This window comes from Pandoraea norimbergensis (assembly GCF_001465545.3).
Taxonomy (GTDB): domain Bacteria; phylum Pseudomonadota; class Gammaproteobacteria; order Burkholderiales; family Burkholderiaceae; genus Pandoraea; species Pandoraea norimbergensis.
Genome location: NZ_CP013480.3, coordinates 5,614,784 through 5,636,651, shown reverse-complemented (window position 1 = coordinate 5,636,651; position 21,868 = coordinate 5,614,784). Strand labels below are relative to the sequence as shown.

At 63.1% G+C, this 21,868-nt stretch carries 22 protein-coding genes; 7 read left to right on the top strand and 15 right to left on the bottom strand.

Annotated features, from left to right (window positions below; translation table 11 throughout):
• Nucleotides 1-126 precede the first annotated feature (126 nt).
• Nucleotides 127-600 (bottom strand): CBS domain-containing protein, encoded by a 474-nt coding sequence (locus AT302_RS24680; RefSeq protein ID WP_058376260.1) that lies wholly within the window; start codon nt 598-600, stop codon nt 127-129.
• Nucleotides 601-1,222: 622 nt separating this feature from the next.
• Between AT302_RS24680 and infA the strand changes: the two genes are divergently transcribed.
• Nucleotides 1,223-1,444, top strand: coding sequence for a translation initiation factor IF-1 (gene infA, locus AT302_RS24675; RefSeq protein WP_058376259.1), 222 nt, complete (start codon nt 1,223-1,225; stop codon nt 1,442-1,444).
• A 288-nt stretch (nt 1,445-1,732) separates the two neighbouring features.
• Here infA and AT302_RS24670 read toward each other — a convergent pair whose 3' ends face one another.
• The 3 genes from AT302_RS24670 to AT302_RS24660 all read right to left on the bottom strand — a co-directional run bounded on the left by AT302_RS24670 (nt 1,733) and on the right by AT302_RS24660 (nt 3,840).
• Complete coding sequence (locus tag AT302_RS24670) at nt 1,733-2,029, bottom strand: acylphosphatase (protein ID WP_058376258.1); 297 nt, start codon at nt 2,027-2,029, stop codon at nt 1,733-1,735.
• Between the two features lie 163 nt (nt 2,030-2,192).
• Entirely contained in the window at nt 2,193-3,305 is a 1,113-nt protein-coding gene (locus tag AT302_RS24665; protein WP_058379926.1) for a metallophosphoesterase, read from the bottom strand.
• A gap of 142 nt (nt 3,306-3,447) precedes the next feature.
• Nucleotides 3,448-3,840 (bottom strand): nucleotide pyrophosphohydrolase, encoded by a 393-nt coding sequence (locus AT302_RS24660; protein ID WP_084656451.1) that lies wholly within the window; start codon nt 3,838-3,840, stop codon nt 3,448-3,450.
• A gap of 388 nt (nt 3,841-4,228) precedes the next feature.
• Here AT302_RS24660 and AT302_RS24655 point away from each other — a divergent pair, with 388 nt between their 5' ends.
• From AT302_RS24655 to AT302_RS24635, 5 genes are all read left to right on the top strand, one after another.
• Nucleotides 4,229-4,582: a 2Fe-2S iron-sulfur cluster-binding protein gene (locus tag AT302_RS24655; protein ID WP_084656450.1), complete on the top strand. Its 354-nt coding sequence runs from the start codon at nt 4,229-4,231 to the stop codon at nt 4,580-4,582.
• A 61-nt stretch (nt 4,583-4,643) separates the two neighbouring features.
• Nucleotides 4,644-6,311, top strand: coding sequence for an energy-dependent translational throttle protein EttA (ettA, locus tag AT302_RS24650; protein ID WP_058376257.1), 1,668 nt, complete (start codon nt 4,644-4,646; stop codon nt 6,309-6,311).
• 138 nt (nt 6,312-6,449) lie between these two features.
• Complete coding sequence (locus AT302_RS24645) at nt 6,450-7,247, top strand: 3-hydroxybutyrate dehydrogenase (protein ID WP_058376256.1); 798 nt, start codon at nt 6,450-6,452, stop codon at nt 7,245-7,247.
• A gap of 106 nt (nt 7,248-7,353) precedes the next feature.
• Nucleotides 7,354-8,535: a patatin-like phospholipase family protein gene (locus AT302_RS24640; protein ID WP_058376255.1), complete on the top strand. Its 1,182-nt coding sequence runs from the start codon at nt 7,354-7,356 to the stop codon at nt 8,533-8,535.
• 35 nt (nt 8,536-8,570) lie between these two features.
• Nucleotides 8,571-9,236, top strand: coding sequence for an HD domain-containing protein (locus tag AT302_RS24635; RefSeq protein ID WP_058376254.1), 666 nt, complete (start codon nt 8,571-8,573; stop codon nt 9,234-9,236).
• Between the two features lie 142 nt (nt 9,237-9,378).
• On the opposite strand, the gene AT302_RS24630 is transcribed toward AT302_RS24635, so the two are convergent.
• From AT302_RS24630 to AT302_RS24605, 6 genes are all read right to left on the bottom strand, one after another.
• Complete coding sequence (locus tag AT302_RS24630; protein WP_058376253.1) at nt 9,379-11,289, bottom strand: chemotaxis protein CheW; 1,911 nt, start codon at nt 11,287-11,289, stop codon at nt 9,379-9,381.
• Nucleotides 11,286-11,813 (bottom strand): chemotaxis protein CheD, encoded by a 528-nt coding sequence (locus tag AT302_RS24625; protein ID WP_058376252.1) that lies wholly within the window; start codon nt 11,811-11,813, stop codon nt 11,286-11,288. The genes AT302_RS24630 and AT302_RS24625 overlap by 4 nt, the downstream gene beginning before the upstream one ends.
• Nucleotides 11,797-12,639, bottom strand: a complete 843-nt coding sequence (locus AT302_RS24620) for a CheR family methyltransferase (RefSeq protein ID WP_058376251.1) — start codon at nt 12,637-12,639, stop codon at nt 11,797-11,799. Before AT302_RS24620 ends, AT302_RS24625 begins: the two co-directional genes overlap by 17 nt.
• 62 nt (nt 12,640-12,701) lie before the next feature.
• Entirely contained in the window at nt 12,702-14,765 is a 2,064-nt protein-coding gene (locus tag AT302_RS24615) for a methyl-accepting chemotaxis protein (protein WP_157125871.1), read from the bottom strand.
• Between the two features lie 1,122 nt (nt 14,766-15,887).
• Nucleotides 15,888-16,193: a hypothetical protein gene (locus AT302_RS24610; RefSeq protein ID WP_058376250.1), complete on the bottom strand. Its 306-nt coding sequence runs from the start codon at nt 16,191-16,193 to the stop codon at nt 15,888-15,890.
• A 175-nt stretch (nt 16,194-16,368) separates the two neighbouring features.
• The gene (locus tag AT302_RS24605; RefSeq protein ID WP_058376249.1) at nt 16,369-16,662 is read right to left on the bottom strand and encodes a hypothetical protein; all 294 of its coding nucleotides are present in this window, start codon (nt 16,660-16,662) and stop codon (nt 16,369-16,371) included.
• Nucleotides 16,663-16,883: 221 nt separating this feature from the next.
• Between AT302_RS24605 and AT302_RS24600 the strand changes: the two genes are divergently transcribed.
• Nucleotides 16,884-17,420 (top strand): VOC family protein, encoded by a 537-nt coding sequence (locus tag AT302_RS24600; RefSeq protein ID WP_058376248.1) that lies wholly within the window; start codon nt 16,884-16,886, stop codon nt 17,418-17,420.
• A gap of 49 nt (nt 17,421-17,469) precedes the next feature.
• On the opposite strand, the gene AT302_RS24595 is transcribed toward AT302_RS24600, so the two are convergent.
• The 5 genes from AT302_RS24595 to hemA form a co-directional block, all read right to left on the bottom strand.
• Nucleotides 17,470-18,078, bottom strand: a complete 609-nt coding sequence (locus AT302_RS24595; protein WP_058376247.1) for a UbiX family flavin prenyltransferase — start codon at nt 18,076-18,078, stop codon at nt 17,470-17,472.
• 32 nt (nt 18,079-18,110) lie between these two features.
• Nucleotides 18,111-18,425: a Grx4 family monothiol glutaredoxin gene (grxD, locus tag AT302_RS24590; protein ID WP_058379922.1), complete on the bottom strand. Its 315-nt coding sequence runs from the start codon at nt 18,423-18,425 to the stop codon at nt 18,111-18,113.
• A gap of 119 nt (nt 18,426-18,544) precedes the next feature.
• Entirely contained in the window at nt 18,545-19,474 is a 930-nt protein-coding gene (prmC, locus tag AT302_RS24585; protein ID WP_084656448.1) for a peptide chain release factor N(5)-glutamine methyltransferase, read from the bottom strand.
• Nucleotides 19,474-20,556, bottom strand: coding sequence for a peptide chain release factor 1 (gene prfA / locus AT302_RS24580; RefSeq protein WP_058376245.1), 1,083 nt, complete (start codon nt 20,554-20,556; stop codon nt 19,474-19,476). Before prfA ends, prmC begins: the two co-directional genes overlap by 1 nt.
• A complete protein-coding gene (gene hemA / locus AT302_RS24575) occupies nt 20,557-21,837 on the bottom strand; it encodes a glutamyl-tRNA reductase (RefSeq protein WP_058376244.1) in 1,281 nt (426 codons plus the stop codon).
• Nucleotides 21,838-21,868: the final 31 nt, after the last annotated feature.

Genomic DNA, 21,868 nt, shown 5'->3' with positions numbered 1-21,868 from the left:
TCGCAGTGCAGGGTGTTCGAGATGAAATGAAAACGGCGCTTCTGTTGAAGCGCCGTGATGTTGCGGTGGGGCGTGAAGGTTCGTCAGACCCGCTCTCAAGGGGTGGCTACCGGCCCATGTGCGTCATCAGTTGGGGCGAGGTGTCCGGGTGGTGAGTGCGGCGCCGCCGCCCATGATGTAGTTTTCGAGCTGATCGATGGTGAACTGTTGCTCGGAGATGATCGCCTTGACCAGATCGCCGATCGACAGCAGGCCGACCAGTTCGCCGTCTTTCATGACCGGCAGGTGGCGGATGCGGTGCTCGGTCATGAGCGACATGCACTCTTCGTTGGTCTGTTCCGGGCTCACGTAGCGCACGGCGGAGGTCATCACGTCGCGTACAGGGGTAGTGACGGATGTCCGGCCCATGAGCGCCACCTTTCGCGCGTAGTCGCGCTCCGTGAAGATGCCGATGATCGTGCGATCATCCTCGCTGACCAGCACCGCGCCGATGCGCGCTTCTGCCATCAACGTCAACGCATCGAGTACCGAATCGGACGGACGCACTTTGTACACGGTGTCTGCCGACTTGGACTTCAGGATCTGAGCGACTGTTTTCATGGTCATCCTCCTGCAGGGTACGGGTACTTACAGGATAGTTGAGGCCACGTTGCGCGTCACGCTCGCATTGTCCCGGAGGGGCGACTCGCGGGTATGCTTCATGAATCAAGGAGAATCCCGGGGAAGCGGGCTGGGAGCGGGGGGGGGCGCTGAATGTCTCGAATGATGCATTGCGCCACAAATTGATGACAAAAGCCTCCAAAATGGCACAATCCGGACAACTTTTCCCCACGAGCAACGCAGATAGGCGTATCCTAGCGGGATCGGCGAAAATTCGCCGATCATCGCCTGACGATCGCGAAATGCTTTATCGGCGCCGCTGACAGCCTTGTCCTGCGAGCCGAATCACTCGCTGTGCCGATGGCGCAGACCGACCGGTCTCCGCCCTCCCGACACGCACTGCTCGTCATTGTGGCACTGCCGCAATGTGCCTTGCTCCTTCGAACTCTCGCCGCGTTTCGGTGCGCCGCCATGACAGTCATGGCAGGTCCGCCGGGTAGGCTCGTTTGGCTTCGATGGATGCCCTGCAACCCACAGGGCGTGGCGACGGTATTGGCGAACGAACCTTCAGTAACACCGGTGCTGCGCTCATCGCGAGCGGCGCCTACAAGAGGACACGATATTGGCCAAGGAAGAATTGATCGAATTCGGCGGAAAAGTCGAAGAAGTATTGCCGGACAATCGCTTTCGCGTCACGCTTGAAAATGGCGTGGGCGTGATTGCCTACGCGAGTGGCCGTATGCAAAAGAACCGCATCCGTATTCTCGCGGGTGACCGCGTGACGCTGGAAATGTCGCCCTACGATTTGACGAAGGGCCGCATCAATTACCGTCACAAGAATTAAGGTCAGCGCTCAAGTCTGACCGGCGCGCCACGCGCTGCCCGTCCCGGGCTAGTCATGGCGCGCATAGAAGCGATGCGCAGCGACTCGATGGTCGCTGCTCGTCACTTCGAAGCTCTCAAATCCCCACGCGTTGAACCCTGTGTGTGCGGCCGCCGTTAGCGCGCGCCCGACGCTCACGTGTTTCGTTCACGTTTCGTACCTGCGTCCTGCTGGTGCGCACTCTCAGCTTCGCAGCTTCCGCAGCGTCCCCCAGCCTTCCCTGCACCCCCCCCAGTACTTCCCACTTTCTCAGAGCTGTTCGAAACGGTCAAAGCGACGGCCGGTGTATTCCACTTCGCTCTCGAAGTCGATCACGCGTGCGGCGGGCGGGCCGCGACGCATCCATTCGAGCATCTTGTCGACCTGCTCGGGTGTGCCCTGCACCACCGCGATGATGTCGCCCTCCGGCAACGCCTGCACCCAGCCGCGAACGCCGATCAGATGGCCCTCGCGCACCGCAGCATGGCGGTACCCGACGCCCTGGATCTTGCCGCGCAGGCGCACGGCAACGGTTTCAAGCGCGGAGGCGGGAGGCAGTGACTTCATGGCAGCAAAGACAGGTACGGAGATTGAATCGCGAAAAAGAACGCGGGGCGCGCTAGCGGAACGCGGCGGAGGAGGGCGATTGTAGCCTTATCGCGTGACTGCGACCGCCAAACTCCGCGCAAATCCCACTCAGACCACACTCAGCCCCCAACTCAGCCCCCACTCAGACCTTCCCCGGCACCAGCCGGATGCGCGTAATTTCGGACGGTGCCCCAAAGCGCTTGGGCGGACCCCAGTAGCCAGTGCCCCGGCTCACGTAGATCGCCAGACGTCCCAACCGGTGCAATCCATGCACGAACGGCTGCTGGAGCGGCACGAAGTACATCCACGGCCAGAACTGACCGCCATGCGTGTGGCCCGAGAGTTGCAGATCGATGCCCGCTTCGGCGGCCGCCGGTGCGCTGCGCGGCTGATGCGCGAGCAGTACACGCGGCACATCTTCCGGTGACCCCGCGACAGCCGCTTGCGGGTCGCTGCGCTTCTCCGGATCGAAATGATGTGCACCGAAATCGGTGACACCCGCCACCGTCAGCGCGGCACCCTCGTGCTCCAGCACGACGTGCTGATTTTCAAGCACGGTGAGGCCGATACGCCGCAGTTCCTCCACCCATGCCGGCGCCCCCGAGTAGTACTCGTGATTGCCCGTGCACACATAGGTGCCGTGGCGCGACGTGAGCCGGCCCAGCGGCGCAATGTGGTCGCGCAACGCGGGCACGCTGCCATCGACCAGATCGCCGGTGATGGCCACGAGATCGGGCTTCAATTCGTTGGTCGCGTCGACGATGGCGTCGATGTAGCGGCGGCGGATCGTCGAGCTCACGTGAATGTCGCTCAACTGCACGATCGTGAACCCCTTGAGCTCCGGCGGCAGATTGGCGATCGGAATATCCACGTCGACCACGCGCGCGAGCCGCCGCGCGTTGTAGAAACCCAGCACCGTCGAGGCGGCAGTCAGCAGCAACACGATGACGGCGGAGCGCGTCACGAGTTGCGCATCGAGCACCGAGAACGCCATCGCCACGCCGAGCACGATGTCGCGTAGCAACGTGAGCACGAACAGCGACGAGAAAATGCCGACCGCCATCATGCCGGACCAGTTCAGCAAGGTGGCGAGCGGCTCGCGCTGGAGCGCCCGGCTCATCAAGCCGAGCGGAATCAATACGGTGGAGGCGATGAGCCACAACGCGCCGGCCACCTTCCAGCCCATGCCGACGGGCAGCGGCGTGAGCAGCCGCCAGCCGATATAGGTATGCAGCAGCGCGATGATGGCGAGCATCAGCCAGCGCGGACGCGCAGGCAGCGTGCGGTGCGACGACTTGCCGTGGCGGTGAGCCGGGCCGTCGGTCGCCCCTGACGGGGCACGAGACGCTTGTGAGGTTTGCGACATATCGGTGTCTGTAACGAAATTGGGGGAGAGACTACGCCGGCGGTGCCGGGTACTTCTGGGCATTCATGACGAGCTTCTCGGTCACGGCGCGGTTCAAATCCACGCCCAGCACCGACGACAGGCGCACGAGATACATGGCGATGTCGGCGAGTTCCTGCTCCACATGGCGTGCCTCGCTGCTCGCCATGACCGCACTGGCCTCGGCGTCGGTATGCCACTGGAAAATTTCGACCAGCTCTGCCACTTCGACGGACAACGCCATCGCAAGGTTCTTCGGCGTGTGATGCCGATGCCAGTCACGCGCGTCGGCAAAGGCATGCAGCGCGCCTTCGAGCCCCCGGGTGTCGATCAGACGGGCATGTCCGTTGACATCGGACGATGCAACATCGGCAGGCGAATCCGGGGACGAGGGCGCTTGGCTCATGGACGGCTGAATAACACTGAATAAGGTTGAATAAGTGGGCGGGAGGTCGAGCCGCCGCCATCGCAGAGCGTCTGCGAAACTTCGATTCTGTTCGATATTGGGGCGGCAGCAAAAAGCGCAATGGCGCAATGGCGCGAGCCGAATGACTGACGGGGGCCAAGATGCTGGCGATCGACATCGTCCGGGATGCCATCGGCATCGTACTCGCGACAAAAAGCCGCAGGAACGGGTTATGGTAGCGCGTTGATGCCAGACGCGCGCTGCACCCCGGGAAGCGCCTGCACATGGCCGTCGGCGCTCATCGTCAGTTGCCATCAGTTGCCGCCACGCCTCGTGAATCGCGAATCAACACCCGACATCCTTACTTTCGATCACCAACCTTCACACCGTGGACAGCTTTACCTCCGAGCCACCGGCTAACGATGAACCCGCCGAACCACGCCGCCATCGCGTCACGCTGCTGCCCTCAGGCTGGCAGTTCGAAGCCCCGGCTGACGTGCCGCTGCTGCTCGCCGCACAGGCCGCCGGCATCAAGTTGCCGAGCCTGTGCCGCAACGGCACCTGCCGTGCGTGCCTGTGCCGAGTGCAAAGCGCGGGCGACCCAGCCCCGGCGTCAGTGGCCTACCGCATCGAATGGCCGGGCTTGTCGCGCGACGAGAAAGCTGAGGGCTGGCTGCTGCCGTGCTGTAGTTACGCGCGTGCCGACCTCACCATCGACGCGCCCGACGCTGCGCTTTGTTAAACTTGCCGATGTCTGTCGCTCGACGAGAGCGGCATAACCGTTTCAGTATCAGGAAAGCCGAATGGCACAGTACGTATTCAGCATGAACCGCGTGGGCAAGATCGTGCCGCCCAAGCGTCACATCCTCAAGGACATCTCCCTGTCGTTCTTCCCCGGCGCCAAAATCGGCGTGCTGGGTCTGAACGGTTCGGGCAAGTCGACCGTGCTCAGAATCATGGCCGGGGTGGACAAGGAGATCGAGGGTGAGGCCATCCCGATGGCGAACCTGAACATCGGTTATCTGCCGCAAGAGCCGCAGCTCGATCCCGAGCAGACCGTGCGCGAATCCGTCGAAAGCGGCATGGGCGAAATCTTTGAGGCACGTACCAAGCTCGAAGAGATCTACGCCGCCTACGCCGAGCCGGACGCCGACTTCGACGCACTCGCCGCCGAGCAAGCCAAGTACGAAGCAATTCTGGCCGCGAGCGACGGCAACAACATCGAACAAGCGCTCGAAGTCGCCGCCGACGCCCTGCGTCTGCCGCCGTGGGACGCCAAGATCGGCGTGCTCTCGGGCGGTGAAAAGCGCCGCGTCGCGCTCGCGCGTCTGCTGCTCTCGAAGCCGGACATGCTGCTGCTCGACGAACCGACCAACCACTTGGACGCGGAATCGGTCGACTGGCTGGAACAGTTCCTCACGCGCTTCCCGGGTACCGTGGTGGCCGTTACCCACGATCGCTACTTCCTCGACAACGCGGCCGAGTGGATTCTCGAACTCGACCGGGGTCATGGCATTCCGTGGAAGGGCAACTACAGCTCGTGGCTCGACCAGAAGGAACAGCGCCTGGAGCAGGAAGAATCGAGCGAATCGGCGCGTCAGAAGGCGTTGAAGAAGGAACTGGAGTGGGTGCGCCAGAACCCGAAGGGCCGTCAGGCCAAGTCGAAGGCGCGTCTTGCCCGCTTCGACGAACTGAACAGCCAGGAATATCAGAAGCGCAACGAAACTCAGGAAATCTTCATCCCCGTGGGTGAGCGTCTGGGTAATGAAGTCGTTGAATTCAAGAACGTGTCGAAGGCCTTCGGCGACCGCCTGCTGATCGACGACCTGAGCTTCAACGTGCCGCCGGGCGCGATCGTCGGCATCATCGGCCCGAACGGTGCCGGTAAATCGACGTTCTTCAAGATGCTCACCGGCCGTGAACAACCGGACAGCGGCGAAATCAAGATCGGTCAGACGGTCAAGATGGCCTATGTCGACCAGAGCCGCGATGCGCTGGATGGCACGAAGACCGTGTTCGAAGAAATTTCGGGCGGCGCCGACGTGCTGACCGTGGGCCGCTACGAAACGCCGTCGCGTGCCTATATCGGCCGCTTCAACTTCAAGGGCTCCGACCAGCAGAAGCAGGTGGGTTCGCTCTCGGGTGGTGAGCGCGGCCGACTGCACATGGCCAAGACGCTGATTTCGGGCGGCAATGTGTTGCTGCTCGATGAACCGTCGAACGATCTGGACGTCGAAACCCTGCGTGCACTCGAGGACGCGCTGCTCGAGTTCGCCGGCTGCGTGATGGTGATCTCTCACGATCGCTGGTTCCTCGATCGTATCGCCACCCATATTCTGGCGTTCGAAGGCGACTCGCACGTCGAGTTCTTCCCGGGCAACTATCAGGAGTATGAGGCGGACAAGAAGAAACGCCTCGGCGAGGAGGGCGCGAAACCGAAGCGAATCCGCTACAAGCCGATCGCGCGGTAACGCAGGAAAAGGCGCCGCAAGGCGCCTTTTCTGTTTGATCTGACGTAATTGCTGAAGTCGTAACGCAAGACCCCCGACGTGCCGTGCGCGCGCGAAGCGCCGCACGACGCGCCATTTTGACGAATCAGGAGTGTGCAAATGAGCCAGTCAGTGAATCAGTTGAATGGAAAAGTCGCCGTGGTGACGGGCGCCGCCAGCGGTATCGGCAAGGAAATTGCGTTGACGCTCGCCAAAGCGGGCGCAGCGGTGGCCATCGCCGATCTGAACCAGCAGGGCGCCGACGCGGTCGCCGAGGAAATCAAGGCGGCGGGCGGAAAGGCCCTGGGCGTAGCGATGGACGTGACCAATGAAGAAGCCGTCAACAGCGGCATCGACAAGGTGGCGCAGACGTTCGGGTCCATCGACATCCTGATCTCCAACGCCGGCATCCAGATCGTGAACCCGATCGAGAACTACGCGTTCTCCGACTGGAAGAAGATGCAGGCGATTCACGTCGACGGCGCGTTTCTTACGACCAAGGCGGCGCTCAAGCACATGTACAAGGACGATCGCGGCGGCATCGTGATCTACATGGGCTCGGTGCACTCGCATGAGGCCTCGCCGCTGAAGTCGGCTTACGTCGCGGCCAAACACGCGTTGCTGGGTCTGGCGCGCGTGCTCGCCAAAGAAGGCGCCAAGCACAACGTGCGCTCGCACGTGATCTGCCCGGGCTTCGTGCGCACGCCGCTCGTCGACAAGCAGATTCCCGAGCAGGCGAAGGAGTTGGGTATCTCGGAAGACGAGGTCATCAAGAAGGTCATGCTCGGCGGCACCGTCGACGGCATTTTCACCACGGTGGATGACGTCGCACAAACGGCGCTGTTCCTCGCCACTTTCCCGACGGCTGCGTTCACCGGACAGTCGTTCGTGGTGAGCCACGGCTGGTTCATGCAATAACCGGAAGTCGGTTTGCTGGCCATCCGCCTGTCGCAAAAGCCGGATGGCCAGTGCCTTACCTTTGCAGTACTGCGTGGCATCACGCCATTGCTTCAGGAGAACGGTCATGACGGCCAACCCGCCGAAGGTCCCCAAACGCGCCATCGATCTGCCGCCGTACGAGACAGTGGCGCTTGTCTTGCAGGGCGGCGGTGCGCTCGGCGCTTATCAGGCGGGCGTGTACGCCGGGCTGTACGAGTCCGGCATCCATCCGAACTGGATCGCGGGCATCTCCATCGGGGCCCTGAATACGGCCGTCATCGCTGGCAATCCTCCCGAGAAGCGTGTGGCGCAACTCGAAGCGTTCTGGCGCACGATCTGCGAGCCAGCGGTATTTCCGCCGCTGCCGGCCCCGTTCGAAGCAGCCATTCTCAACGGCCCGGAGTCGGGGCGCGTGGCCTACAGCGCGTGGCAGGCCTGGCGCGCACTGGTCGAAGGTCAGAAGGGCTTCTTCACGCCGCGTTGGCCGCAGCCCTTGCCGACCGCAATGGGTGACCCGGCGCACGCGAGCTATTACGACACGACGGCGCTGCGCGGCACGCTTGAGCGCTTTGTCGACTTCGATCGCATCAACTCGCGCGAGACGCGCGTCTCGGTCGGTGCGGTGAATGTGCATACGGGCAATTTCGTCTACTTCGACAACACGCGCGAAGTGCTGCGGCCCGAGCACTTCATGGCGTCCGGCGCGTTGCCGCCGGGCTTTCCTGCGGTCGAGATCGACGGCCAGTATTTCTGGGACGGCGGGCTGGTCTCGAACACGCCGCTGTCGGAAGTGCTTGGTACATCGCCGCGCCGCGACACGCTCGCGTTTCAGGTGGACTTGTGGAGTGCGCGCGGGCCGTTGCCTGACAACCTGAACGATGTCGCCGACCGGCAGAAAGACATTCAGTTTTCCAGCCGGACGCGATTCGTCACCGATAACCTGCAACGCGCGCAGCACTATCGCCGCGTGTTGCGCGAAGTGCTGGAGCGCGTGCCCGCCGACGTGCGCGCGCGCGACCCGTGGTGCCATGCGGCGCAGGAGATCGCGTGCAGTAAGCGGTACAACGTCGTCCAGCTTATCTATCGCAACAAGGAATACGAGGGCCATTACAAGGACTATCAGTTCGGCCTCTCGACCATGCTCGATCACTGGACCAGCGGGCTCGACGACATGCGCCGCACCCTTGCGCATCCCGAGTGGCTGGCCATGCCGAGCGATACCTCGGGCTTTGTCACGCATGACGTGCATCGCCACGAAGTCATCTGACGTCGCCTGCGACGTCATTTTCAACGGAATCGAATTTGTCTCTGCCTGACCTGTTTTCTCCCTGCTCGGCCACGGTCGCCGACGTGTTGCGTCACTACGATGGCGGCCATGCGACCGATGATGGCGCGCACGACGTGTCCCATCTCGCGCGTGTCTGGTGCCTGGCGAAAGAAATCGCCGCCGACGTGCCCGGTGTCGATCTGGAGGCGTTGGCTGTCGCCACGTTGTTGCACGATTGCGTGAGTGTCGAGAAGAATTCGCCGGACCGTGCACGCGCGTCGACGCTGGCGGCTGATGTCGCTCGCCAGTTGTTGGTTCGGATGGAGTGGCCGGCGTCGCGCGTCGAGTTGGTGGCGCATGCCATCGCGGCACACAGCTTCTCGGCGGGCATTACGCCGACGACGGATGAGGCGCGGATTCTGCGCGATGCCGACCGGCTCGACGCGTTGGGTGCCGTCGGCATCGCCCGCGTGTTTTATGTGGCGGGGCGTCTCGGCAGTCGCCTGTATGATCCGGTCGATCCGTTTGCGCAGCATCGAGAGCTGGATGACGCGACGTACGCCATCGACCATTTCGAGCGGAAGTTACTGCATCTGACCGACGGGCTGAGCACCGCAGCAGGACAGCGCATCGGACGAGAGCGGACCGATGTCATGCGCGCGTTTCTGACGCAGGTGCGCCGCGAGTTGGGCCTCGCTTGAGCCTTGGGCCTACGCACTGAGCGCCGAAGATCGAACGTCGAACATCAAACGCAAAGGAAGTCCGGCGAGCGCCTACCGTCTCGCGAACTACCCCTGCGGCGCGCCCCCCGACACGCCGCAGGGCCCTGCGTCAAACCCCCGTCTACAACGCGAGTGCTGTCTCCAGCCTCATCTTGAGCGGCTGGAGATCCAGCAACATGGCCGTACGTGCCGTGCCGTCCGACGCCGGCAATTCCACCGCGTCGCGCATGTCGTTGCGCATCTCATGTGTGGCCCGTCCGAGCAACATCGCGGGCACCGGCAGCTTGTCGGCCTCGTCCAGCGTCACGATGTTCTCGATGGCATCGACGAGCAGCCCGAACTTGTCCTTGCCGTGTTCGATCACCAGAATCTTGCGCGCCTGCGTGTCCTCCTGCGCAGGCATGCCGTAGAGCGCACGCAGATCGACAATCGTCACCAGTTCACGGCGCAGGTTGAGCATCCCGCGCACGAACGACGGTGCGCCGGGTGCGGGCATGACATCGGGCGAGTCGTGAATGATCTCGCGCAACTGGTCGAGCCGGACGGCCAGCATGTGTTGCAGACGGAACGACACGTAAGCATGGCGAGTACCGCGTGATGCCTTGCCTGCGGCGCCCGCTGCGAAGCGCGCCGAGCTACCGGCCTTGTTGTGGGCGGCACCGTCGCCTTCGCGATACAACTCGCGATGGCCGCGCGTGAGTTCGAGCACTTGCGAGTGTGTAAAGAACTCTTCGGCATTGAGCAGCACGATGTCGCTGGCATCTTCGCGGGTGATGCAGCCCGCGAAGAGTTGCGCATGCGTCGTGCTGAACGACGGCATCGCCAGCAACTCGTCGGCGTAGTACGTCACGATGCTGTCCACGGCGTCGACCAGCAAACCGAAATGCACGTCCTCTTGCTTGACGATCAGAATGCGGCGCGGATCGGCAGCGGTGCCTGCCACGTCGGCATCCGGCCGGCACGCGTGCAAGCCGAGAAAGTGAGCGAAGTCGATGACCGGCACCACGGTGCCGCGCAGGTTCAGCATGCCAACGCAGAACACGCTGGCGAGTGCCGAGTTCTGCAACTCGGGAATGCGGATGATCTCGCGAATCGCGCTCATCGGCAGTGCGAGACGCGATTGCTCCACCGTGAACGACACGCATTGCAGCCGCTGGCGTTGCTGGCGGCGCTGCGGTGCACTCAGCGACTGGCGCGCCAGCAACTGCGGCATATTCTCGATATGCACGAGCGCACCCGGCGCAAGAATTTGCAGAATCCGATCGCCGCCGTCGAGCTTGATGGCGCCGGAAACCACCGGCGGTGCGGTGTGTCCGGCATCGTATTCGAAGCCGGTGCGCTGCGAGGCGCGCACACGCAGAATCTCGCCCGTGGTATCGAACAGCAGCCCGACGCGCACGCCGTCGACATCGACGATGGCAATCTTTTCTGTCACCCGTGCCAGCGCGCCGGCCGTGCCTGTGCCGACACCCGAAGACATCGACAACAACGGCTTGAGATCGACAATCGGAATCAGCGTGCCGCGCAGATTGAACAGGCCTAGCAGGAACGGCGGCGAGAGTGGCACCGGCGTAATGCGAGACGGATAATTCACCACTTCCTGCAACGCAGCGATGGGCAGCGCGAACTCCACATCGCCCAGATGAAACGAGCCGAAGACTTCGACGTCGTCGACCGTGACGGCGCGCCGCGCAGGTGTCGGGGCGGGCGCCGCGGCGGACGCCACGGCAGGGGCTGCCGTCTCCGGAGCGGCGCTCTTCACGCCACTCACGCCACTCACGCCACTCACGCCACTCACGCCACTTAAATCCTCGATGCCATCGATACCGTCGACATTGATCGCCTCGGCATCATTGCCACGACGCTGCGGTGATTCACTCGCGATATGCGTCGTCACGGCCGCGCCAGCACCGTAGCCATAGGCGTTGCGACCGGCATAGCCCTGAAAGGGCGACACCGTCGGCGGCAGCACGGTCGTGCCGGCCAGCGCATCTTGATGCAGAAACGGAAATCCGGGAGTGCGTGCGTTCATGTGCCCCGTCCCACGAGTCGAAGCGCCGGGCGGCGCGGTACCTCGGTGGCACCGTTCGATCCGATCACGCGCACGAAATACGAGTGATGGGCGCAATCGATGGTGATTTGCCGTCCGACTTCGCCACCCACTTCCACGTGCACGATCGGAATGCCGGTCTCGGCGATGAGTGCCTGCGCCATCTTGGCGTTGGCCACGCCGATCAGCCCGTGCCGGGCGGGCGGCTGGTGCGGCATCATGTTGCCGCCGCCCGCGATGACGGCTTCGATTTCGCTGCGCCGCGCCCCGTCGGCTTTCATGAGCGCCAGCAGCGACGGCACGGCTTGCGTCACGTACTTCGCGCCGATGGCGAGCGTGGGCGCCGGGGCTTCGGGCAACAGGCAGTGCGCGAGACCATACAGGCCACGCGAGCGCCACATCAGCGCGATGCCGACACAGGAACCAAGTGTCGCGCGCAACACGTCTTCGCCGCGCCCGATGCGCACTTCGCCCATCAACACCTGAATATCATGCGATGACCCCATTCGGCGCTCCCTGATTTCGGTAGATGAGCGGTTGTTCGAACCGGTAGCCGGTCGACAGCCGCGAGAGCGATTCCGACTCGCCCACGATGAGCACGCCTTCGGGAGCGAGCGTGCGGCGCACATTCTCGAGCACCCGCTCCTGATCGGGGGCTTCGAAGTAGATCAGCACGTTGCGCAACATGATCAGATCGAACGCCTCGCGGCGCGCCATGCGCTGATACAGGTTGTGCTCGGCAAAGGTGATGTGCGCGCGCAGTTCGGGCACCACGGTGTGTCCGCCCACACTCGGGCGGAAATACTTGGCAAGCAGACCCGGGCGTTGCTGCTTCAGGCCGTCGATGCTGCGTCCGCCGTAGTTGCCCGCCATCGCCACGGCCAGCACCTGACTCGAGATGTCGGTCGCGTGAATCTGATACTGGAAGTCCGGATGCCGCACGCGGAATTCCTCGCAGATCATCGCCGTCGAGTAGGCCTCTTCGCCGCTGGAGGCTGCCGCCGACCACATACGGAACGGGCGGCCGGGCTTGCCCTCCTGCCAGCGCGGTAGAAAGTGCTGCGCGAAGTAGTCCCACACGCGCGGCGTGCGAAAGAACGTGGTCTCGTTGGTCGTGACCAGATTCACGAAGTTGCGCACTTCGTCCGGCGTGTTTTCCAGTAGCGCCAGATAGTCGCGATAGCAACGCAGTGAGAGCGTGCGCAGGCGCGGGCGTAGCCGCCCCTGCAACATCGTCCACTTCTTTTCGTTCATCGAGATGCCGGTGTGCCGGTGCACGGCGCGCAAAAGGGCGAGCTGGGTACCGGGGTCGGCGTCGGCTTCGATTTCCATGTCGTGCTCTCCGGAGATACGGACGCGTCAGTCGTGACAGATCGAAGGAACGGGGTGCGGCATCAGACTTTGAAACGGGAGACCGTGCGGTCGAGTTCCTCGGCCTCACTGGTGAGCCCGGCGGTGGCCTGCGCGATGGTCTCGCACGCACCCGCCGACTTCTCGGTCTCTTCGGCCACGTGCTGAATCGCAAGGCTCACTTCGCGGGCGGCGACCAGTTGCTCTTCTGCGGCACAAGAAATCTCGGAGATCGCCTGCGTGGTGCGCGACACGCCGCCGACAATCTTCTCGAACGCGTCGCCCGCCTGCTTCGACACCTCGCTGCCCTGTGCCACGCGCTTGGTCGACTCGTTGATGAGTTTCGAGATTTCCTTGGTCGCCTGCGACGAGCGCTCGGCCAGCTTGCGCACTTCGTCGGCCACGACCGAGAAGCCCAGACCGTGCTCGCCAGCACGCGCAGCCTCGATGGCCGCGTTGAAGGCCAGCAGATTGGTCTGCCCGGCAATCTCGCCGATCACCTTGACGATCTCGCCGATGTCTTCCGAGGACTTGTTGATCAACTCCATCGCCTCGACCGAGCGGGCGATGGCGCGCGCGCCGGTCTCCGCTTCCTGCTGTGTGGCCTTGGCAAGCTGATCGGCGCCCTTGGTGTTGTCGGCAATCGAGTTGATCGATGCGGTCAGTTCTTCGATCGAGGCATTCATCTCTTCGACGGTGGCACCGAGCGCCTGAGCACCGGTCGCGACCGTATTGGCGCGGTCTGCGATGTCGCGCGATGCGCCCGAGAATTCGCCGGCCGAGTTCACGACCTTGCCGATCACGCCGCGCAGGTCGTCCATCATGTGGCGAATGCCTTCGGCCAGTTGATCGATCGGGTCGGTGCCGTTCACGGCGATGTCGCCGGTCAGGTCGCCGGCAGCCGCACGATTGACTGTGTTCAGCAACGCGGCCACCTTGCGTTGATCGTCTTCGGCGCGGCGCTTCACGCTGGCTTCGAGTTCGACTTGCTGCGTAATGTCGGTTGCGAACTTCACCACCTTGTAGGGGCGGCCGTTCATGTCGAGAATCGGGTTGTACGTCGCCTGAATCCAGACTTCGCGCCCGCCACGGCCGATGCGCTTGTAGCGGCCGGAGTCGAATTCGCCGCGATTGAGCTTCGCCCAGAACTCGCGATACGTGTCGGACGCGGCGTATTCCGGCTCGCAGAACATGCGGTGATGCTTGCCCTTGATGTCGTCGAACGCGTAGCCGAGTGTCTTGAGAAAGTTGTCGTTGGCGGTGATCACCGTGCCGTCGAGGTTGAACTCGATCACGGCCTGCGCCAGATCCATCGCGCGCACCTTGCCTTCGAACTCGGCCGTCTGACGACGCTGGGCGGTCACGTCCGAGGCGAACTTGACGACCTTGTACGGGCGCCCGCTGGCATCGAATACGGGGTTGTAGGAGGCGTGAATCCAGATCTCGCGGCCGCCTTTGCCGATGCGCTTGTACTCGCCGGTGTCAAACTCGCCGCGATTCAGGCGGGCCCAGAAGTCGCGGTAAGCCGCCGAGTTGGCGTACTCCGGCTCGCAGAACATGCGGTGATGCTGGCCCTTGATCTCGTCGAGCGAGTAGCCGAGGGCTTGCAGAAAGTTGTCGTTAGCGGTGAGCACGGTGCCATCGAGCTGGAATTCGATCACAGCCTGCGATACGCCGATGGCGCGCACCTTGCTCTCAAATTCCGCTTGGCGCGCCCGGTCGGCGGTGACGTCGGTCGCGAACTTGATGACCTTGTAGGGCACGCCGTTGGCGTCGAACACCGGGTTGTACGAGGCGCGGATCCAGACCTCGCGGCCGCCCTTGGCGACACGCTTGTATTCGCCCGAGTCGAATTCCCCGCGCCCAAGCTTCGCCCAGAAGTCGCGGTACGCCTCTGACGCGGCGTAGTCCGGCTCGCAGAACATACGGTGGTGCTGGCCCTGAATTTCGTCGAGCCGATAACCGAGTGTCTGAAGGAAATTATCGTTCGCGTGCATGACGCGGCCTTGCAGATCGAACTCGATAACCGCCTGAACGCGGTTAAGTGCGGCGCTGATGGCCTGTAGTTCCTGTTGTTCCATCTGGAATTCAGGCGTGGCGATTTCCATGACCTTCTCCCTGATACGCTTGCCCCGGCGCGTGTCGTGCGGCCGTCACGAAAAGGATTTTTTGCGTCGCCCAGGAGTTGACGCGCACTCCTCTATAGACGCGATTACGACAGTTGGAAAGTCAACTTGAGATTGGTGGCTACCCGCATGTTGTTTTTGCCTTGAATGGCAAAATCACCCGGTAAGCCGCGCCGAATAAAGATTTAAAGATAAATGAAACGGGCGCAAAGTCGACGCTGTTATAGCGTCAATACATTTCAAACGCGCAGATGAAATGGCAATACGAGGGGTTTTGCACGCAGACGGTGCAATTGAAGTGGCTGAGCAGCCTGTCGGAAAAAAGACCCCCTCCCGCGTCAGACGCGGGAAGGGGCTGACATCCAAAGCCGCTCTCTTCGGGGCAATTGAGAGGGCGGCACACATTACTATGCAATCGCCGTGCCAGCGGCTGCGACAAGCGCAAACCCGCGTCGTTATTGGGTTGTCATGAAAGCGTCGCTGGCCGGGGGCGGTGATGTTACGGCGTTGGACGCCGCATGTAACGTAACAAAGTGCGACACTTCCCCCGTTTGGCAACCTTCGCTTACACGGCTTACAGACGCGTGATGGGCTTCGTATCGGGCCAAAGATATAAAGGAATCGAACGGACTCGCGTTCCCCTCGTTCCTTATCATCAGGAGTCAGATCATGAAGTTGCTTGTTGCCGCACTGCTTGCCGTCACGCTTGCCGGATGCGTTGTTGTTCCGGCCCGGCCGTATTACGGGGGTTACTACGGACACCCGTGCTGCTATCGTTATTGATTCGACTGACGAAATAGAGAACGTCGTTCGGGATTTAATTGGGGAGCCAAAACGCGACAAAACGCGAAATTCAACCCATCGAAATTACACGCGATCAATTAATGCTTATTCATCGGTTGATGATGAGACGGGCGCGATATGAATCACGCCTGTTTCATTTGAATTTCTCATTGGCCGAGAATTGTTCGCCGTGAAAAATAAAAAGCCCCGCAAGCAAAACATGCGGGGCTTTTTGTTGGCAATTCATCGCCAATTCACCGTCAATTTATCGGGCATTCACCGTCAAATTAAAGGTGGTGGTTGCGGTGCCGGCTTGCGAGATCAGCGGCGATAGCCGTCGTGGCGATGCCAATCGCGGCGATCCCAGTCACGGTCGTGATGCCAATGGCGCGGGGGCGGTCCGCGCCAGTAATGCGGACGCGGTCCGTAGATCACCGGCGGGGGCGGCGCGACCATCATCGGTGCGGGCGCAGCATAGACCGGCGGTGCGACGTAGACGGGGGCAGGGGCCACGATGGCCGGCCCCGGAATGCCGATATTCACCGAGACATCGGTGCGTGCGAGTGCGCTGCCCGAGACGAGCGCGGCCGCCATCCCTGCGGCAGCGATCCAGTGTTGATGTTGCATCTGATCTCCTTGTTTCATCACGTCCAATTTTAAGGAACGTGGTCCCACGGCGGTGCAACCGCAGGACTACAGATGTAACAAGGCGTAAGGAAACCTGCGATAGCGGCCGAAAATCTTATCGGCCGCTATTCACGACAACATCGGTGGGGCGTTGGGCGCGACTCGCGATCGACGGCTATCGCCAGTCGTGATCGCGCGGTGCGAGAAAGCCCGGCGGGCGTCGTCCGCGTTGTTCCGACGTGCTGAAGTACGAGGGGCGGCGTAAATCTCGTGTGTCGTTCGGCGAGCGCCAGTAGGGCGTGCGCGGGGCGCCGAGCAGATCGCCCGGACGGTGCGGCGAGAGCGGTGGCATCGAGGCCGGCCATGCCACCTGGCGCCAACGGGCACCCACAGGCACGACAAGCACGAGCATCACGAATACCAGCGTCAACACGGCGTACAGGACAACAGGCGAGAATGCGGTCTCCATATCAAACTCCGTTCGCGAAAGTGTCACACCACGGGGGACGCGCCTTGGCACGCAAAGTGTGGCGTTTTTACTATAGTCCATGCGGCTGCGGCTGACACTCGGTTGTCGGGACGCGGGTTGCAAGACTACACTACAGACGCAGTTCCCCGCAGGCCGTCCAACCGGTCTGCGCAGGCAACGTTGGCGACACACTCGCCACCTCAATGCCCGGGAGGTACGCGATGAGTCCGTCCACCAGTCAGGCCGTTCTCGAGCCCAGCACTGCCGTCACCTCGTCGGCACCCGTCACGCCTGTGGCGATCGATCACGTCGCGTATCCCAGTTACGACGCGGCGCTCACACACAGTTTCTACGTCGACGTCATGGGCTTCAGGCTCGCGGGTGCGCAAACCGGCATGAGTCGCCTCTGGGGTAAGCCGTACCTGCTCGTGAGCTATCAGATCGCCCCCGGCGAAGCGGTGGCCTTCTTCAATTGCGACGGGTTGGCGCCCGTCTCCCATCCCGATACCCCCGCGAACCAGATCCATCACGTGGCGCTACGCGTGCGCGATCTCGACGCCCTTGAGCGCTGGAAATCGCGTCTGACGGCGCACGATGTGGCGTTTGTGGTCGAGCGTCACGGCGACGGCGAGCATCTCTATCTGCTCGATCCGAACGAGGTCATGCTGGAATTATGTGTGGCGACGCCGGAATCGGCAGCAGGGCAGCCGCAAGGGGCGCTCGATACGTTGCAGCGCTGGCTGGATGGCGTGAGGTAGTGCGCTGACTCGCTGGTTCAGTCGCATAGCCGCTTAGCCGATCAGGCGCTTATGCTTCGGCGTCCTTGCCGAGTCCGGACCAACTGGTAGAGACCTGCGGTGCCAGACCGAAGAGGTCGAGTACGCGCCCGACAGTGTCGTCGACCATGGCGTCGAGCGATTCGGGGCGGTTGTAGAAAGCCGGCAGCGGCGGGTAGACGATGCCGCCCATTTCCGTGACAGCGGTCATATTGCGCAGATGCGCCAGATTGAACGGCGTTTCGCGCACCATCATGACGAGGCGGCGGCGTTCTTTGAGCGTGACGTCGGCGGCGCGGGCAATCAGGTTGTCCGACAGGCCGTGGGCGACGCTCGCGAGCGTTTTCATCGAGCACGGTGCGATGACCATGCCGGTCGTGGCGAAGGAGCCGCTGGCAATGTTGGCGCCGACTTCACGCACGCTGTGGTACTGGTCGGCGAGTGCCTGCACGTCCGATCGTTCGAGCCCCAGTTCGTGACGTAACGTCAGCCAACCGGCGCTCGACACGAGCAGATGGGTCTCGACGCCGCCGAGCGCCCGCAGGCGCTCAAGCAGGCGCACCCCATAGACGGCACCGGTCGCGCCAGTGATGGCGACGATCATGCGCGCTGGGCGCGGGGCGCCCGTCGAGACGGTCATCAGGCCGGGATCAAGCGGAGATCAGACGACGATCAGGCAAGCTCAGCGATGATCTGCTTGAGTTCGCCGCTTTGGTACATCTCCATCATGATGTCCGAGCCGCCGATGAATTCGCCGTTGATGTAGAGCTGCGGAATGGTCGGCCAGTTGGCGAATTCCTTCACGCCCTGACGGATTTCTTCGTCTTGCAGCACGTCGACCGTGAACAGGTTGTCCACGCCGCAGGCTTTCAGGATCTGCACGGCGCGGCCCGAGAAGCCGCACATCGGGAACTGCGCATTGCCCTTCATGAAGAGCACGACGGGATGGTCGGTGACGATTTGCTGAATACGTTGCTGGGTAGTCATGGTGGAAAGCCCGTGGGGATGCCGGAAAATCGGCGTGTCCGCCATTTTAGCGGTTTTCCGCCGCGCTCGTTGGTGCGTGCCCTCCGGGTGTCCTTTGCGGGTGGCCCGGGCTGCCCTCGTCAGGCGCGGCGGCCGCCCGTGGTGCGCTCGATACCCGCGAGATCCCGCTCGGAGAAAACGTCGAGGAAACCGGCCGCATCGCACAGTGCGCGGACGTCGGCGGCCTGATGGTAGCCGTGTTCACACAGCAGCCAGCCACCGGGTTTGAGCCGCGACACCGCGCCTGCGACGATGACGCGCAGGGCGGCCAGACCGTCGGCATGATCAGTCAGCGCATCGGCCGGTTCAAACCGAAGGTCGCCTTGCGAGAGGTGTTCGTCACCCGCCACGATGTACGGCGGGTTCGAGACGATCATGTCGAACGGCGCTTCGCCAGCCGCCAACGCGCCATACCAGTCGCTTTCCAGAAAGCGCACACGCGGCGCTGCCAGTCCGAGTTGCTGCGCGTTGCCGGTGGCGACGCGCAGGGCGTCCGTCGAGCGGTCCAGTGCGGTGAGTTGGGCATCGGGACGGCTGTGCGCGATGGCCAGTGCAATCGCGCCGCTGCCGGTGCCGAGATCGAGTACGCGCGGTGCGGTGCAGCCTTCGAGGCGCGCCAGTGCCAGTTCTACCAGCAGTTCGGTTTCCGGCCGGGGAATCAGGACCGACGGACTGACGGCGAACGTCAGCCCGAAGAATTCCCGGGTACCGGTGAGATAGGCAATCGGTTCGCCCGCGACACGCCGGGCGTGCAGACCGCGATAGGCGGCCACGGCGTCGGGGGCAAGGGGTTCGCGATCGCGCGTGATCAACTGCGTGCGCGACCAGCCGAGCACGTGCGAGAGCAGAATGCGCGACTCCGACGGCGGCAGCCCGGGCTCGCGCAGCAACGTCTCGACGGTGCTGGCGCCGGATGTGGACCCGGCCGCCAACCCGGTGCCCGGCGTAGCAGACGCGTTAGACGCGTTAGACGCGTCAGGCGAAGTCGTGCTGTCCTGCCCCTGCGACATCAGGCGGCCTCGCCCAGCGATGCCAGCAACTCGGCCTGATGTTCGGTCACGAGCGCGTTGACGAGATCGTCCAGATCGCCGTCCATGATGTACTCAAGCTTGTAGAGCGTGAGGTTGATACGGTGATCGGTCATTCGCCCTTGCGGGAAGTTGTAGGTGCGAATGCGCTCCGAACGGTCGCCCGAGCCGATCAGGCTCTTGCGCGTGGCGGCTTCCTTGGCTTGCTGGGCGCGCATCTGGGCATCCTTGATGCGCGCGGCGAGCACTTTGAGCGCCTTGTCTTTGTTGCGATGCTGCGAGCGGTCGTCCTGACATTCCACGACGATGCCCGTGGGCATGTGCGTGATACGCACGGCCGAGTCGGTCTTGTTGACGTGCTGCCCGCCCGCACCCGATGCGCGGAACGTGTCGATACGGATATCGGCCGGGTTGATCTCGACGTCGGCCACGTCGTCGGCTTCGGGCATCACGGCCACGGTGCACGCCGACGTGTGGATACGGCCCTGCGTTTCGGTCGCGGGCACGCGCTGCACGCGATGGCCGCCCGACTCGAATTTCAGGCGCGAATAGGCACCCTGACCGATCAGGCGCACGATCACTTCCTTGTAGCCGCCCAGATCCGACTCGCTGGCCGACATGATTTCCACCTGCCAGCGCTGACGTTCGGCATAGCGCGTGTACATGCGCAGCAGGTCGCCCGCGAAGAGCGCCGACTCGTCGCCGCCCGTGCCCGCGCGAATTTCCAGATAGATGTTGCGCTCGTCGTTGGGGTCGCGCGGCAGCAGCATGCGTTGCAGCGAGGCTTCCATGTCGTCCATGCGCGTGCGGGCGTCGGCCGCTTCGGCTTCGGCAAAGTCACGCATTTCCGGGTCGGACGCCATCTCCTGCGCCGCCGTCACATCGTTGTGCGCCTGGCGGTACTGCTGGTACTGCGCGACAACCGGCGCCAGCTCGGCGTGTTCGCGGGTGAGCTTGCGGTAGTTGTCCAGATCGCGCGTGACGTCGCCCTGGCTCAATAGGCCATCAAGCTCGACCAGACGTTGCGTCAACTGGTCGAGCTTGGCTTGCATGCTCGCTTTCATCTATTTGTCGGAAGATCCCGAGGTGCGGAACAGTTCGGGAATGAGGTGAATGATTTGCTCGCGCGAATCGCCGCGCGCCGTGTTCAGCGCGTGCGTCGGGCCATGCAGGAATTTCTTGGTGAGGGACTGGGACAGGGCTTCGAGCACGGCGGCAGGGTCGTCGCCGCGTGCAAGCATGCGTTGCGCACGCTCGAGTTCGGCCACGCGCATCGCTTCGGCTGTGCCGTGAATGTCGCGAATGACCGGCACGACGCTGCGCGCGTCGAGCCATTGCATGAAGTGTTGGACACGCGTCTCGATGATCGCTTCGGCCTGCGCAACTGCCGCCTGACGCAGCGCGTTGCCTTCGCGCACGACGGCGCCGAGGTCGTCGACCGTGTACAGGAAGACGTCGGTCAACCGGCCCACTTCGGGCTCGATGTCGCGCGGCACGGCCAGATCGACCATGAACATCGGCTTGTGCTTGCGCGCCTTGATGGCGCGCTCGACCGCACCGAGACCGATCAGCGGCAACGTACTGGCCGTGCACGAGACGACGATGTCGAACTCATGCAGGCGCTGCGGCAGCTCGGACAGACGGATGGCGTTGCCGCCCAGCCGCTCGGCGAGTTTTTCGCCGCGCTCGGCGGTACGGTTCGCGATATAGAGGGCTTTCGGGTTCTGTGCGGCGAAGTGCGTCGCGCAGAGGTCGATCATTTCGCCCGCGCCGATGAACAGCACTTTCTGCGTGCTGATGCTTTCGAAAATGCGCTGGGCCAGACGCACCGCCGCAGCGGCCATCGACACCGAATGCGCGCCGATCTCGGTCTGGCCACGCACTTCCTTGGCCACCGCGAACGTGCGCTGGAACAACTGATTCAGATACGTGCCCAGCGCGCCGGCTTCGGCTGCGGTGCGCACGGCATCTTTCAACTGGCCGAGAATCTGGGTTTCGCCGAGCACCATCGAGTCGAGACCGCTCGCCACGCGAAACGCGTGCCGCACGGCGTCGGACTGGGGCAGGGCATACAGATGGGGGGCGAGGTCGCTGGCCGGAATGTTATGGAACTGCGACAGCCAGTGCACGGCTCGCTCGCGGGCGGCGGCATCGTCGGTGACGCAGTAGATTTCGGTGCGATTGCACGTCGACAGGATGGCGGCCTCGGGGGCGCTCGACCGGTCGTTCCACAAACTCTTCAGGCCTGCCAGCGCCGGCTCGATCCGCTCGAACGGAAACGCCACCCGTTCTCTCAGCGAGACGGGCGCCGTGTGGTGGTTCAGGCCGAGAGCGAGCAGTTGCATGGTGTGGGGGATTTAATAGCCCCTGATTATA

Bases quoted from the DNA above. Each gene is read 5' to 3' on its own strand.
- AT302_RS24620 (WP_058376251.1), bottom strand. From the start codon at position 12,639: ATGGAAATCGAAGCCGACGCCGACCCCGGTACCCAGCTCGCCCTTTTG.
- hemA (WP_058376244.1), bottom strand. From the start codon at position 21,837: ATGCAACTGCTCGCTCTCGGCCTGAACCACCACACGGCGCCCGTCTCG.
- AT302_RS24670 (WP_058376258.1), bottom strand. From the start codon at position 2,029: ATGAAGTCACTGCCTCCCGCCTCCGCGCTTGAAACCGTTGCCGTGCGC.
- AT302_RS24665 (WP_058379926.1), bottom strand. From the start codon at position 3,305: ATGCTCGCCATCATCGCGCTGCTGCATACCTATATCGGCTGGCGGCTG.
- AT302_RS24625 (WP_058376252.1), bottom strand. From the start codon at position 11,813: ATGGGGTCATCGCATGATATTCAGGTGTTGATGGGCGAAGTGCGCATC.
- AT302_RS24645 (WP_058376256.1), top strand. From the start codon at position 6,450: ATGAGCCAGTCAGTGAATCAGTTGAATGGAAAAGTCGCCGTGGTGACG.
- AT302_RS24600 (WP_058376248.1), top strand. From the start codon at position 16,884: ATGAGTCCGTCCACCAGTCAGGCCGTTCTCGAGCCCAGCACTGCCGTC.
- prfA (WP_058376245.1), bottom strand. From the start codon at position 20,556: ATGAAAGCGAGCATGCAAGCCAAGCTCGACCAGTTGACGCAACGTCTG.
- AT302_RS24660 (WP_084656451.1), bottom strand. From the start codon at position 3,840: ATGAGCCAAGCGCCCTCGTCCCCGGATTCGCCTGCCGATGTTGCATCG.
- ettA (WP_058376257.1), top strand. From the start codon at position 4,644: ATGGCACAGTACGTATTCAGCATGAACCGCGTGGGCAAGATCGTGCCG.
- AT302_RS24595 (WP_058376247.1), bottom strand. From the start codon at position 18,078: ATGACCGTCTCGACGGGCGCCCCGCGCCCAGCGCGCATGATCGTCGCC.
- AT302_RS24610 (WP_058376250.1), bottom strand. From the start codon at position 16,193: ATGCAACATCAACACTGGATCGCTGCCGCAGGGATGGCGGCCGCGCTC.
- AT302_RS24615 (WP_157125871.1), bottom strand. From the start codon at position 14,765: ATGGAAATCGCCACGCCTGAATTCCAGATGGAACAACAGGAACTACAG.
- grxD (WP_058379922.1), bottom strand. From the start codon at position 18,425: ATGACTACCCAGCAACGTATTCAGCAAATCGTCACCGACCATCCCGTC.
- AT302_RS24640 (WP_058376255.1), top strand. From the start codon at position 7,354: ATGACGGCCAACCCGCCGAAGGTCCCCAAACGCGCCATCGATCTGCCG.
- AT302_RS24630 (WP_058376253.1), bottom strand. From the start codon at position 11,289: ATGAACGCACGCACTCCCGGATTTCCGTTTCTGCATCAAGATGCGCTG.
- AT302_RS24680 (WP_058376260.1), bottom strand. From the start codon at position 600: ATGAAAACAGTCGCTCAGATCCTGAAGTCCAAGTCGGCAGACACCGTG.
- AT302_RS24605 (WP_058376249.1), bottom strand. From the start codon at position 16,662: ATGGAGACCGCATTCTCGCCTGTTGTCCTGTACGCCGTGTTGACGCTG.
- prmC (WP_084656448.1), bottom strand. From the start codon at position 19,474: ATGTCGCAGGGGCAGGACAGCACGACTTCGCCTGACGCGTCTAACGCG.